The 13,068-nt window shown below is 64.3% G+C and carries 10 protein-coding genes; 8 read left to right on the forward strand and 2 right to left on the reverse strand.

What is annotated here, in order from left to right; all coding sequences use genetic code 11:
- The first annotated feature begins 32 nt into the window (after positions 1–32).
- Positions 33–1,259: an MFS transporter gene (locus M2394_RS21965; RefSeq protein ID WP_259174559.1), complete on the forward strand. Its 1,227-nt coding sequence runs from the start codon at positions 33–35 to the stop codon at positions 1,257–1,259.
- A 1-nt stretch (position 1,260) separates the two neighbouring features.
- Here the strand turns inward: M2394_RS21965 and M2394_RS21970 are convergent, their stop codons facing one another.
- A complete protein-coding gene (locus M2394_RS21970) occupies positions 1,261–2,118 on the reverse strand; it encodes a LysR substrate-binding domain-containing protein (RefSeq protein WP_259174561.1) in 858 nt (285 codons plus the stop codon).
- 134 nt (positions 2,119–2,252) lie between these two features.
- Here M2394_RS21970 and M2394_RS21975 point away from each other — a divergent pair, with 134 nt between their 5' ends.
- From M2394_RS21975 to M2394_RS21990, 4 genes are all read left to right on the forward strand, one after another.
- Complete coding sequence (locus tag M2394_RS21975) at positions 2,253–3,302, forward strand: agmatine/peptidylarginine deiminase (RefSeq protein ID WP_259174562.1); 1,050 nt, start codon at positions 2,253–2,255, stop codon at positions 3,300–3,302.
- Positions 3,299–4,180: an N-carbamoylputrescine amidase gene (gene aguB / locus M2394_RS21980; protein ID WP_259174564.1), complete on the forward strand. Its 882-nt coding sequence runs from the start codon at positions 3,299–3,301 to the stop codon at positions 4,178–4,180. The genes M2394_RS21975 and aguB overlap by 4 nt, the downstream gene beginning before the upstream one ends.
- Complete coding sequence (locus M2394_RS21985) at positions 4,177–5,253, forward strand: extracellular solute-binding protein (RefSeq protein WP_259174565.1); 1,077 nt, start codon at positions 4,177–4,179, stop codon at positions 5,251–5,253. The genes aguB and M2394_RS21985 overlap by 4 nt, the downstream gene beginning before the upstream one ends.
- 183 nt (positions 5,254–5,436) lie before the next feature.
- Complete coding sequence (locus tag M2394_RS21990; protein ID WP_259174566.1) at positions 5,437–6,537, forward strand: agmatine/peptidylarginine deiminase; 1,101 nt, start codon at positions 5,437–5,439, stop codon at positions 6,535–6,537.
- Here M2394_RS21990 and M2394_RS21995 read toward each other — a convergent pair.
- On the reverse strand, positions 6,534–7,004 hold the full coding sequence (locus M2394_RS21995) for a MarR family winged helix-turn-helix transcriptional regulator (RefSeq protein ID WP_218646961.1): 471 nt from the start codon (positions 7,002–7,004) through the stop codon (positions 6,534–6,536). The genes M2394_RS21990 and M2394_RS21995 overlap by 4 nt on opposite strands.
- Before the next feature lie 273 nt (positions 7,005–7,277).
- Between M2394_RS21995 and M2394_RS22000 the strand changes: the two genes are divergently transcribed.
- From M2394_RS22000 to M2394_RS22010, 3 genes are read left to right on the forward strand one after another with little or no spacing between them, the layout of a single operon-like run.
- Entirely contained in the window at positions 7,278–10,457 is a 3,180-nt protein-coding gene (locus M2394_RS22000) for an efflux RND transporter permease subunit (RefSeq protein ID WP_178919669.1), read from the forward strand.
- 1 nt (position 10,458) lies between these two features.
- The gene (locus M2394_RS22005; RefSeq protein ID WP_259174569.1) at positions 10,459–11,628 is read left to right on the forward strand and encodes an efflux RND transporter periplasmic adaptor subunit; all 1,170 of its coding nucleotides are present in this window, start codon (positions 10,459–10,461) and stop codon (positions 11,626–11,628) included.
- Positions 11,621–13,066 (forward strand): efflux transporter outer membrane subunit, encoded by a 1,446-nt coding sequence (locus M2394_RS22010; protein ID WP_259174570.1) that lies wholly within the window; start codon positions 11,621–11,623, stop codon positions 13,064–13,066. Before M2394_RS22005 ends, M2394_RS22010 begins: the two co-directional genes overlap by 8 nt.
- The last annotated feature ends 2 nt before the right edge of the window (positions 13,067–13,068 follow it).

Consider the following 13,068-nt stretch of genomic DNA (forward strand, 5'->3'; position numbering starts at 1 on the left):
CCGTCGCGCTAATTTCCCGAGGATGTCGTGTGATGAATGATTGTGTCGCTCAAGCCGCTAACGCTGCCCAGGTGGAGCCCGATGCGCCTGCCTGGATGGCGGTGTTTTCCCTGGCCATGGGGGTGTTCGGGCTGTTGACGGCGGAGTACCTGCCGGCCAGCTTGTTGACGCCAATGGCGATGGACCTGGGCGTGTCCGAGGCGCTGGCTGGCCAGGCCGTGACCGTAACGGCAGTGGTGGCACTGTTTGCCGGGCTGCTGGTGCCCGGCCTCACGCGGGGCATCGACCGGCGCGTGGTGCTGCTGGGCTTTTCCGTGTTGATGATTGCCTCGAACCTGTTGGTGGCGTTCTCTTCAAGCCTGGCGGTGTTGCTGCTGATGCGCATCTTGCTGGGCATCGCCCTGGGTGGTTTCTGGAGCATGGCGGCCGCGGTGGCCATGCGCTTGGTGCCGGCGGTACTGCTGCCCCGTGCGCTGTCGATCATCTTCAGTGGTATTGCGGTGGGCACGGTGGTCGCCGTGCCGCTGGGCAGCTACCTCGGGGGGCTGTATGGCTGGCGCAGTGCGTTCGTTGCCGCCGCCGCCGTCGGTGGCGTGACGCTGGCGTTCCAGCTGTTCACGCTGCCACGCCTGGCGCCCACGGGGGCCGCACGTCTGCGCACGGTACTGGAGGTGTTGCTGCGCCCGGGTATTGCCATCGGCATGTTTGGCTGCGTGCTGGTACACACCGGGCACTTTGCGCTGTTCACCTACATCCGGCCATTCCTGGAAAGCACCACGGGCGTGGGCACCGAAGGGCTTGCCCTGATGCTGCTGGGGTTCGGTGCAGCCAACTTTGTTGGCACGCTGTTGGCCGGTTGGATGCTGGTGCGTTTTCCGCGTGGCACCCTGGTGTTGATGCCGGTGGCGGTGGGCGTCGCGGCGCTCGCCCTGGTGGTGTTGCCTGCGTCCCTGCCAGGGCAGGCAGCGCTGCTGATGCTGTGGGGCATGGCTTTTGGCGCAGTGCCCGTGGCGTGGTCGAACTGGGTAGCCCGCGCCGTGCCGGATCAAGCTGAAAGTGCCGGTGGCATGGTCGTGGCTTCGGTGCAGTCGGCCATCGCGGCAGGAGCGGCCGGTGGGGGCGCGATGTTCAGTCTCAGTGGCATAAGCGGGGTGTTTCTGGGGGCGGGGGTACTGATGCTGTTGGCTGCCTTGTTGATCGCACTACGCGTGCAGGTACCACGCGCCGAAGCAGGCGTGGGCGTGGCGCTGCACCTGTGAGCTAGCTGATCAGGTTGGCCAGCAGCCACGCCGTGAAACTGCGCGCCAGCGGGTCGTGTTCGCTGTCGCGATGGGTCAGCAGCGCCCAGCTCGGCCCACGGATTGTTGCCTCCACCAAGGGCACAAGCAGGCCGTCTTGCTGCGCTTGGCGGCACAACAACTGGCTGACCAAGCCAATCCCCAGCCCGGTACATACGGCGTCCAGCAACAGGCCAGGGTCGGAGAAATTCAGCCCCTGGTCTTGTTGGCCCACATCAACTCCGGCTTCCACCGCCCAGTGGCTCCAATCCATTTCGCGCTCGCCGTGCAGGGTGGTGCGTTGCTCCCGGGGCTGTTCCAGTACACGTGGGTGACAGGCGGGAAACAAGCGATCGGCATGCAGCACCTTGAAGCTGCATTCGGCCTGGGAGCTGATGTCGTCGCGCACCGCCAGGTCGATGGTCTGGCTGGCCATGTCGGGTACTTCGTCGGTGCTGAAGATCCACAGGTCGACTTCCGGGTGTTGCCGGCGAAAATCCGCAAGCCGTGGCAACAGCCAGTGACGCGCAAAGGTGGGCGTGGTGTTGAGCACCAGCTGGTTGGGTTTGCGGTACTGGCCCAGGCGCCGCACGCCCACCGCCAGTTGCTGCAGCAGGGCCTGGGTGGTGCTGAGGAAGTCATGGCCGGCGTCGGTCAGGCTTACGCTGCGCCCGCTGCGAAAAAACAGCGGCTGCTCCAGGTACGCCTCCAGGCTGCGGATCTGCTGGCTGATCGCCGATTGGGTCAGGTGCAGTTCTTCGGCAGCCTTGTGGAAACTGCCTAGCCGGGCCGCGGCTTCAAAGCCGCGCAGGGTGCCGAGGGGCGGCCAGTGGTTGAGCATGCTGATAAGTTCCTCTAATCAGTTTTCTACAAAATCCATCGTTTGTCCGGCTTTGCAGCCCGCCATAGCATGTACGCCAAGACTCCGTGCGCAGTTTTCACTGAACACAATGACTTAACTGAAGGGTACTTGTCATGCAGCAGAATGCAATGCAAAGCAATGGTTGGTGGATGCCTGCGGAGTGGGCTCGGCACGCGGCGACCTGGATGGTGTGGCCACATAACCGCGCCTTGTGGGAAACCACCTGGGGCGTGACCCTGGTGCAGGTGCAGCAGGATTTTGCGCGGGTCGCCAATGCGATCGCCCGCTTCGAACCGGTGAAGATGCTGGTCGATCCGTCCGCAGTCGCGGGCGCCAAGGCCCTGTGCGGTCCTGGCATCGAACTGATCGAGCAGGCCGTCAACGACAGCTGGTGCCGCGACTCCGGCCCGAGCTTTGTCTGCCACCCGCAACTGGGTACGGCCGGGGTGAGCTGGCGCTTCAATGCCTGGGGCGGCAAGTCGGCCCATGACCTGGACGAAAGCCTGGCGCGCCGGGTGCTCAATCACCTGGGGCTGGAGTGCTTCGGTACGCCGCTGAGCAACGAAGGCGGGGCGATCCACGTGGACGGCGAGGGCACGTTGATCACCACCGAATCGGTGCTGCTCAACCCCAATCGCAACCCCGGCGTGACCAAGGCCGAGATGGAAGACATCTTCGCGCGGCTGCTGGGCATCAAGAAGACCATTTGGCTGCCCGGCGATCCGGACTACGTCACGGGCGACATGACCGACGGCCATGTCGACGGTGTCTGCGCCTTCGCCCGTCCCGGGGTGTTGCTGGTCGATGCGACCCATGATCAGGGCTCTGTCTACGCCGAAGTGGTGCGGGAAAACCGCCGCGCCCTGGAACTCGCCACCGATGCCCATGGCCGGCGTTTCGAGCTGATCGACTTGTATGAAGCCACCGACGCGGTCGACACCGAGGCCGAAGTGTTCTGCGCGTCCTATACCAACTTCTACATCGCCAACGGCGCAATCATCATGCCGGCCTATGGCATTGCCGCCGATCAAGTGGCGGCCGAGGTCCTGGCCGGGGCGTTCCCGGGGCGCGAAATCGTGCCGGTGCAGATCAACCACCTGGCCCATGGCGGCGGCGGCGTGCACTGCATCACCCAACAACAACCTGAGTGGGTGCAGCCATGAGCCTGCTGACGATTGCGACGACCCAGATGCCTTGCACCTGGGACTTGCCGGGCAACCTCGACCGTGCCGAGCAGTTGGTGCGAGAGGCGGCGGCGCAGGGCGCCCAGGTGATCCTGTTGCAGGAGCTGTTCGCCACGCCGTATTTCTGTATCGAACAGCATCACAAGCATCTGGCATTGGCCGAAGAGTACCAGCACAGCGGCGTGCTCAAACGCTTCGCTGCGTTGGCCAAGGAACTGGGCGTGGTGCTGCCGTTGAGCTGGTTCGAACAAGCTGGCAATGCGTTCTTCAATTCCCTGAGCGTGGCCGATGCCGACGGGCGCTTGCTCGGCGTGTACCGCAAGACCCATATCCCGAATGCCATCGGCTATCAGGAGAAGGAATATTTCAGCCCCGGCGATACCGGCTTTCGCGTATGGGATACCGCTTTCGGGCGCCTCGGTGTGGGTATCTGCTGGGACCAGTGGTTTCCCGAAACCGCCCGTTGCCTGGCGTTGCAGGGTGCCGAGGTGCTGCTGTTTCCCACGGCCATCGGCTCGGAACCGGGCTGTGCGACCCTTGATTCCCGCGACCATTGGCAGATGACCATGCGTGGCCACGCGGCAGCGAACCTGTTGCCGGTGGTGGCGGCCAACCGCGTCGGGCGTGAAGTGGCGAGCACCGACTCTGCTCTGCAAATGGACTTCTACGGTTCCTCGTTCATCTGCAACCACAAAGGCAAGTTGCTGGCCGAAGCCGACCGCGACACTACCGGCGTGCGGGTGCATCGCCTGGACTTGTCCGCCATGCGCGAAGACCGCCTGACCTGGGGCATCTTCCGCGACCGCCGCCCGGAAATGTACAGCGGCCTACTCACCTTGGATGGGCGCCCATCATGAAACGTCTATTGAGTTGCGTACTGATGCTCACGAGTGCCTGCGCCTTGGCCGACGACAAAACCCTGAGGCTCTACAACTGGGCCGACTATTTTGCCGCCGACACCTTGGCCAAGTTCACGGCCGAGACCGGTATCCAGGTGATCTACGACGTAATGGATGGCAGCGAAACCCTGGAAGCCAAGCTGATGGCGGGCGGCAGCGGCTATGACCTGATCTTCCCGGGTGACACCGTGGCCGAGCGCCTGATGCGGGCCGGCAGCCTTCAGTCGCTGGACCCTGCCAAGCTCACCGCGCTGGGTGATATCGAACCGGGCTTACAAAAGCTGCGCACCCATTACGTCAATTCGAACAAGGCCACGGTGCCCTACACCTGGGGCACCATTGGCTTGACCTACAATACGCGGCAGATCGAGCAGCGCTTGCCAAATGCGCCGGTCAACAGCCTGGACCTGCTGTTCAAGCCTGAGCTGGCGGCCAAATTTGCCGATTGCGGCATCTCGCTGATCGACTCGCCGGACGAGGTGTTGGCCGTGGTGCTCAACTACCTGGGCCGCGACCCGCGCAGTGCCAAGCGTGAAGACCTGGCCGCGGCCAGCGACGTGTTGCTCAAGCTGCGCCCGTACATCCGCAAGTTCCAGTCGCAACCGGTGACCGACCTGGTCAACGGCAACCTGTGCCTGTCCCTGGGCTACAGCGGCGACATGACCCAGGCTCAGCGCGCCGCCGATGCGGCCGGCAAGCCGGTGACCTTTGGTTATCACATCCCCCGCGAAGGCACGACGGTGTGGATGGACACCATGGCCATTCCCGTCGATGCCAAGCACCCGGAATACGCCTACGCGTTTATCAACTTCGTGATGCGCCCGGAGAACATGGCCGCCATCACCAATTTCACCGGTTACCCCACGGCCAACGCCAAGGCCCGGCCGGATGTAGAGGCCAGCATGCGCGACAACCCCGACATCTACCCGGACGCGGCCACGTTCGAGCGGTTGATCGCCGGCAAGGACATTCCCCAGGCGGACATGCGTGCACGGATGCGCGTGTGGACTAAATTCAAAACCCAGCAATGATCGCGCATTTTTGGACGCGCGAACGTTTGTAGTGAGCGAGCTTGCTCGCGCCGGAGTGCGCCGCTCTCCCGATTGTGTGGGGCCGTTACGCCGCCAGCGCGGGGCAAGCCCGCTCACTACAAGCGAGTTTGGTCGCGTCCGTAGCGAGCGTTTTTCAATTCAATACCGTATGCAGGAACCACCATGCCAACCCGTCGTACCTTCATCAAACAAGCCAGCGTGGTCTGCGCCATGACAATGCTCACTCCCCACGTGCGGGCCGCCACAAAGGGCCGCTTCTACATGCCCGACGAGGGTGAAAAACACCGCCAGGCGTTCATTGCCTTTGGCGCCCAGGACGCCATCTGGGAAGACTTCACCGCCGACGTGCAGGCCGCGCTGGGCCGTATCGCCCGAGCGATTGCCCAATACGAACCGGTCACCGTGTTCTGCCGCGAAGACGAGCGCGCCCTCGCCGAGCAGCACTGCGGTACGCGCAACATCACCTTTGTGGAAACCGAGCTGGACGACATCTGGATGCGTGACACCGGCGCCAATTTCGTCATCGACGGCACGGGCGGCCAGGCGGCGGTGGACTTCAACTTCAACGGCTGGGGCAACAAGCAGCAGCACGCAGACGACGCGCACGTGGCGGCCCTGGTTGCCGAAGAAACCGGTGTGCGCCACATTCGCAGTGAACTGGTGGGTGAGGGTGGTGCCATCGAGGTGGATGGGCTGGGCACCGGCATCATGACCGAAAGCAGCTGGATCAACCGCAATCGCAACCCCGACTGGAGCAAGGCCGACGTCGAAGCCGAACTCAAGGAGCGCCTGGGCTTGCGCAAGATCATCTGGCTGCCCGGCATCAAGGGCAAGGACATCACCGACGCCCACGTGGATTTCTACGCGCGCTTCGTCGCCCCGGGTGTGGTGCTGGCCAACCTCGACACCGACCCTGAGTCCTACGACCACAAGGTCACCCTGGCGCACCTGGACATCCTCAAGAACGCCACCGACGCCGACGGCCGGCCGCTGACCGTGCACACCGTGTCGCCGCCGCTGAACCCGCGCAAAAGCAAGTTCAGCCGAGGCAATGAGGATTTCGCGGCGGGGTACATCAATTACTTCGTGATCAACGGCGCGGTGATTGCGCCAGAGTTTGGTGATGCGGTGGCCGACCGCAAGGCGCTGGACCTGCTGTCGCAGCTCTACCCGAACCGCAGGGTGGTGCAGCTCAATATCGACGCGATCGCGGCAGGTGGCGGTGGCATTCACTGCGTGACCAACCACCAGCCGCTGGCTTAGTCGTCCTTTGCCAGCAGCACCCTGGCAAATTCGTCGGAGGCGATGAAGTCCAGGGTCTGGCGCAACTGCGCCGCGGCTTCGCGGCCGAACGCCTGATCGAAGCGTTCGGCCATTTTCAATGACACCTGCCGGGCCGTCGCGTGGGTCTGCACACCGGCCTCGGTCAGCAGCACGCGGCGGGTGCGGCGGTCCAGTTCGTCCACGCGCAACTCCACCAGCCCGTCACGCACCAGCGGCTTGAGCGTGTGGCCCAGGGCCGACAGGTCCATCACCAGGTTTTGTGCCAACTCACCCATCTTCGGCGTGCCGGCCTTGGCAATCTGGTTGAGCACTGCGTACTGGGTGGCTTTCAAACCGCAGGGGGCATACGCCTCGTCATAGATCTGGCCCAGGCGGCGCGACGTGCGACGCACGGCACCGTTCACACAGGCGCTGGGGCTCTCGGAGCAAGGCTTTGCAGCTTTCAAGGGCGGATACTCTCTGATACAAAAACGACGTGGCAATTATGCCGTTCGAACCCTTCAGGACAAGGCTTTTCGGCCGAATATGCCCTTCCAGATGAAGACTGAGACAGCTTGAAACAAATTAGTTGCGTACGCCACTAAATTCGATATCGTGGCGTATGCCTCTTTGTGACCCGGATGTCGTTGCAAATTCCCCAGGAAGCGCATGGGGCGAGGCGGAAAAAAGGCACGGCCCTGCCGGCTTGAACATCCAACCCCCTGTCTGGATCACCTCCTATGCTGAGCCTCGTGCGCATCGCGTTGCGGCGCCCCTATACCTTTCTGGTATTGGCCATTTTCATCCTGATCATCGGCCCGCTGGCGGCCTGGCGAACGCCAACCGACATCTTTCCGGAAATTCGCATCCCGGTGATTGCCGTGATCTGGCAGTACACCGGCTTGCCGCCGGACCAGATGGCGGGGCGCATCACCTCGCCGTTCGAGCGGGTGCTGACCACCACGGTCAACGACATCCGGCACATCGAAGCGCAGTCGATGAACGGCTACGGCATCGTGAAGATCTTCTTCCAGCCCGGGGTCAACATCAGTACCGCCAACGCCCAGGTGACCTCGGTGTCCCAGGCGATCCTGCGCCAACTGCCGCCGGGTACGGTGCCGCCGCTGGTGCTCAACTACAGCGCGTCCACCGTGCCCATCGTGCAGCTGGCCTTATCGGGCCCGGGCCTGAGTGAGCAGCAACTGGGCGATATCGGCATCAACTCCGTGCGCCTGATGCTCACCACCGTGCCGGGTGCGGCGCTGCCGTACCCGTTCGGCGGCAAGAGCCGGCAGGTGCAGATCGACCTCGACTCGGCGCGCATGCAAGCCCGTGGCCTGTCGGCGCAAGACGTCGCCACCGCCCTGGCCACCCAGAACCTGATCACCCCGGTGGGCACGCAAAAGATCGGCAGCTACGAGTTCAACCTGCAGTTGAACAACTCGCCGTCAGACTTCCATGACCTGGAAAACCTGCCGATCAAGACCGCCGACGGCACCACCGTGCTGATCCGTGACGTGGCCACCGTGCGCGACGGCAACCCGCCGCAAACCAACATCGTGCACGTGAACGGCAACCGTTCGGTGCTGCTGACCGTGCTCAAGACCGGTTCGGCCTCCACCCTGGGCGTGATCGCCGGGGTCAAGGACAAGCTGGCCGATAACAAAGCCGCCTTGCCGCCCAACCTGAACATCGACCTGATCGGCGACCAATCGCTGTTCGTGCGCTCGGCCATCGGCGGCGTGGCCCGTGAAGGCTTGATCGCGGCGGCGCTGACCAGCCTGATGATCCTGCTCTTCCTCGGCAGTTGGCGTTCCACCGTGATCATTGCCACGTCGATTCCCTTGGCGATCCTGGCCTCGATTGCGACGCTCTCGGCCTTGGGCGAAACCCTCAACATCATGACCCTTGGCGGCCTGGCGCTGGCCGTGGGGATCCTGGTGGACGACGCCACGGTGACCATCGAAAACATCAACTGGCACCTGGAGCAGGGCAAGCCGGTGGAGACGGCGATTCTCGACGGCGCGGCGCAGATCGTGACCCCGGCGTTCGTCTCGCTGCTGTGCATCTGCATCGTGTTCGTGCCGATGTTCTTCCTCGACGGCGTGGCGCGTTTCCTGTTCGTGCCGATGGCCGAAGCGGTGATCTTCGCGATGATCGCCTCGTTCATCCTGTCGCGGACCCTGGTGCCGACCCTCGCCAACTACCTGCTCAAGCCCCATGTGCACGGCGAAGACGGGCATGCGCCGTCGCGCAACCCGCTGGTGAAATTCCAGCGTGGGTTCGAGCGGCACTTTGAAGCGTTCCGCGAGCGCTACCACGGCGTGCTCGACAGCGCCTTGCACCATCGCCGCGCCGTGGTGGTGGGCTTGCTGGCGTTTGTCGCGGTGTCGTTTGCGCTGGTGCCGTTTTTAGGCCGCAACTTTTTCCCCGAGGTCGACTCCGGGCTGATCCTGCTGCACGTGCGTGCTCCGGTGGGCACACGGGTGGAAAGCAATGCGCACCTGATTGCCGACATCGAGAACTCGATCCGCCGCAAGATCCCGGGCGAAGACCTCAAGGCCCTGGTGGACAACATCGGCCTGTCCATCAGCGGCATCAACGTGGTGTACAACAACACCGGCACCGTGGGTTCCCAGGACAGCGACATCCAGATCAGCCTCAACGAAGGCCATCGTCCGACCGCCGAGTACATGCGTGAGCTGCGTGAAAGCCTGCCACGGGAATTCCCGAGTGCGGTGTTCTCGTTCCCGGCGTCGGACATCGTCGGGCAGATCCTCAACTTCGGTTCATCGGCGCCGGTGGACGTGCAAGTCACCGGCAATAACCTGGCCGCCAACTTCACCTATGCCAGTGCATTGCTGCGGGATATCCGCCGCGTGCCCGGAGTGGTGGACGCGCGTATCCAGCAGTCACGGCAGTTGCCCACATTCAACATCGACGTGGACCGCACCCGCGCGCAATTGGTCGGCCTGACCGAGCGCGATGTGACCAACAGCCTGGTGGTCAACCTGGCCGGTTCCAGCCAGGTGGCGCCGACGTTCTGGTTGAACCCGGCCAACGGCATTTCCTACCCGATCGTCATGCAAACCCCGCAGTACAGCCTGGAAAGCCTGGCGGCCCTGCATAACCTGCCGCTCAGCGGCAGTGCCGGCGCGGCCACCGATCAGACCCTGGGCGGCCTGGCCAATATCCAGCGCAGCCACAGCAACTCGGTCATTACCCAGTCGGATATCCAGCCAGTGGTCGAAGTGCTCACCGCGATCCAGGGTCGTGACCTGGGCGCCGTGGCGGCCGATATCCAGAAGATCATCGCCGCCCACGCCAGTGAAGTGCCCACCGGTTCCAAGGTGCTGTTGCAGGGCCAGGTGCAGACCATGAACGCCGCGTTCAGCGGCTTGCTGTTCGGCCTGCTGGGGGCGGTGGTGCTGATCTACCTGTTGATCGTGGTCAACTTCCAGTCGTGGAGCGACCCGTTCGTGATCATCACCGCCTTGCCGGCCGCACTGGCGGGGATCGTGTGGATGCTGTTTGTCACCCATACACCGCTGTCGGTGCCGGCGCTGACGGGGGCGATCATGTGCATGGGCGTGGCCACCGCCAACGCCATCCTGGTGGTGAGCTTCTGCCGCGAGCGCCTGGCAGTGCATGGCGATGCCGTGCAGGCCGCATTGGAAGCCGGCTTTACCCGGCTGCGGCCGGTGTTGATGACCGCCATTTCGATGATCATCGGCATGGCGCCCATGGCCCTGGGCCTGGGGGAGGGCGGCGAGCAGAACGCGCCGCTCGGCCGTGCGGTGATTGGTGGCTTGGCGTTTGCCACCATCGCCACGCTGATTCTGGTTCCGCTGATTTTCAGTCTTGTCCACGGGCGTCGCCAGCACGCCACGCGGGCGACCACCGTTACCCAAGGGGTTTGACATGTCCGTTTCTCTTTCTAAACCGAAGTCTTCCCGTGGGCTGCTCTGGCTGATCGTCGGCGGGGTGGTGGTGGTTGCCATCGTGGGCGTGGGCATCGGCGTGCGCGCCAATGAGTCCCGTGACCTCAAGACCTGGACCGACGCGCAGGCGCTGCCCAGCGTCAAGCTGATCAAGCCGTTGGTGCAGGCCCAGGGCCCGGTGCTCAACCTGCCGGGGCGCATGGAAGCCTATTCCCGTGCGTCGATCTTTGCGCGGGTCAATGGTTACCTCAAATCCTGGAACGTCGACATCGGCACCCGTGTGAAAGCCGGCCAGGTGCTGGCTGAAATCGACACCCCGGAACTCGACCAGCAATTGCTGCAGGCCCGCGCCACCTTGGCCTCGGCCCAGGCCGATGCGCACCTTGCCGAAACCACCGCCAAGCGTTGGCAGGCGATGCTGGCGACCGATTCGGTGTCGCGCCAGGACGTGGACGAACGCACCGGCGACCTGACCGCCAAACAAGCCAAGGTGGCGGCGGCCAAGGCCAATGTCGACCAGTTGGTGGCAACCAAGGGCTTCCAGCGCCTGGTGGCGCCGTTTGCCGGCGTGGTCACCGCCCGCAGCACCGACGTGGGCGCACTGATCAGTGCCGGTGGCGCTGCCGGCAAAGAGCTGTTCGCGGTGGCCGACGTCAGCCGCCTGCGCGTGTACGTGCAGGTGCCACAGACCTTTTCGCCGCAGATCCGCGAAGGCACCACGGCGCGCCTGAGCGTGCCGGAATACCGCGGCGAAACCTTCACCGGCAAGGTGATCGCCACCGCCGACGCGGTCAATGCCGCTTCCGGCAGCACCCTGGTGCAACTGCTGGTGGACAACCCGGGCGGGCGCCTGCTGCCGGGCGGCTACACCAGCGTGCAGTTCGACTTGCCAGTGCAGGCCGATGTGCTGCGGGTGCCTTCCAGCGCCCTGGTGTTCGATGACCACGGCATGCGCGTCGCCACCCTCGACAGCACGGATCACGTGCGCTTCAAGACCGTCAGTATTGCCCGCGACTTTGGCGACAGCGTGGAAATTGCCAGCGGCCTGCAAGCGAACGAACGTGTGATCGACACACCGCCCGATGGCCTGGCCGACAACGATGCGGTGCAATTGGCGGCCGCTCCAGCCGAGGTCAAGCCCCATGGCTAAGCGCACTCTCTTCGGCCTGGTCGCCACCTTGAGCCTGGGGGCGTGCTCGTTGGCGCCGCCGCTCAAAGTGCCAGAAACGCCGGTGGCGGCACAGTTTCACACCCAGGGCCCGTGGACCGTCGGCGCGCCTGACGACCAGGCCAGCCGTGACGGCTGGTGGCACATCTACAACGACCCGCAACTGGACGCGATGCAGCAGCAGTTGCTGAAGAACAACCCCGACCTGAGTGCGGCATTGGCCCATTACGAGCAGTCCCAGGGCTATGTGGCCCAGGCGCGTTCGGGGCTGTTTCCGACAGTGTCGGCCATCGGCAACGGCCAGCGTATTCGCCAGTCCGACACCAAACCGCTACGTTCGGCCACCTCGCCAAATGTCTACAACTCGGCCACCCTGGGCCTGGAAGTCGACTATGAAGTGGACCTGTGGGGCCGCGTGCGCGACACCGTCGCCGCCGGCACCAGCGACTCCGAAGCGGCCAAGGCCGACCTCGCCTCGGTGCGCCTGAGCCTGCAGGCGCAATTGGCCGACAGCTACATTCGCCTGCGCGGCATCGACTGGCAGAACCAACTGCTGGAACAGACCCGTGACGCGTACGCCAAAGCGTTGGGCCTGACCGAAGGCCTGCACGGCGGCGGGATTGTCTCCGGCCTCGACGTGGCACGGGCGCGCACGCAACTGTCCACGGTCAAGTCGCAATTGAGCCAGAGCCTGGTGCAGCGCGCGGTGCTGGAGCATTCGATTGCGGCGATGCTGGGGGAGTCGGCGTCGACCTATACGGTGGCGGTCAACGTTGCGCCAATTGCCTTGCCGAACGTGCCCACCGGCGTGCCGTCGAGCCTGCTGCAACGCCGGCCGGACATCGCCGCCGCCGAGCGCCGCATCGCCGCAGCCAATGCACGCATCGGCGTGGCTAAGGCCGCGTGGTTCCCGCAGATCACCCTGAGCGCCCAGGGCGGTTACCAGAGCGATGAGTTTGCGCGCCTGCTCAGCGCGCCGAACCTGTTCTGGGCCATTGGCCCGTCACTGGTGGGCACGCTGTTCGACGGCGGTGCACGCCAGGCTCAGGTGGATATCGCCAAGGCCGCCACCGATGAAGCCGCCGCCAAATACCGAGGTGTGGTGCTGGGGGCGTTCGAACAGGTGGAAGACAACCTCTCGCAGATCGCCGGGCTGGGCAGCGCCCTGGACGACCAGCGTGATGCGGCGGCCGCTGCGCAATATGCCGAGGACCTTTCCACCTCGCGTTATCGCCAGGGCGCCGTGGCCTACCTCGATGTCGTGACCGCCCAAGTGGCGGCGCTGGAAGCCAAGCGCACGGTATTGCAACTGCAAACCCAGCAATTGAGCGCTAATGTGGGCCTGATCAAGGCACTGGGTGGCGGCTGGAACGTGACGCAACTGGCGGCGTCGAACCCTATTCAACCCAAGGAGCAGTAACG

Origin of the sequence: Pseudomonas sp. BIGb0164 (genome assembly GCF_024810135.1) — a bacterium.
In the GTDB taxonomy this organism is placed as follows: Bacteria; Pseudomonadota; Gammaproteobacteria; order Pseudomonadales; family Pseudomonadaceae; genus Aquipseudomonas.

Bases quoted from the DNA above. Each gene is read 5' to 3' on its own strand.
- M2394_RS21965 (WP_259174559.1), top strand. From the start codon at position 33: ATGAATGATTGTGTCGCTCAAGCCGCTAACGCTGCCCAGGTGGAGCCC.
- M2394_RS21970 (WP_259174561.1), bottom strand. From the start codon at position 2,118: ATGCTCAACCACTGGCCGCCCCTCGGCACCCTGCGCGGCTTTGAAGCC.
- M2394_RS21975 (WP_259174562.1), top strand. From the start codon at position 2,253: ATGCAGCAGAATGCAATGCAAAGCAATGGTTGGTGGATGCCTGCGGAG.
- aguB (WP_259174564.1), top strand. From the start codon at position 3,299: ATGAGCCTGCTGACGATTGCGACGACCCAGATGCCTTGCACCTGGGAC.
- M2394_RS21985 (WP_259174565.1), top strand. From the start codon at position 4,177: ATGAAACGTCTATTGAGTTGCGTACTGATGCTCACGAGTGCCTGCGCC.
- M2394_RS21990 (WP_259174566.1), top strand. From the start codon at position 5,437: ATGCCAACCCGTCGTACCTTCATCAAACAAGCCAGCGTGGTCTGCGCC.
- M2394_RS22000 (WP_178919669.1), top strand. From the start codon at position 7,278: ATGCTGAGCCTCGTGCGCATCGCGTTGCGGCGCCCCTATACCTTTCTG.
- M2394_RS22005 (WP_259174569.1), top strand. From the start codon at position 10,459: ATGTCCGTTTCTCTTTCTAAACCGAAGTCTTCCCGTGGGCTGCTCTGG.
- M2394_RS22010 (WP_259174570.1), top strand. From the start codon at position 11,621: ATGGCTAAGCGCACTCTCTTCGGCCTGGTCGCCACCTTGAGCCTGGGG.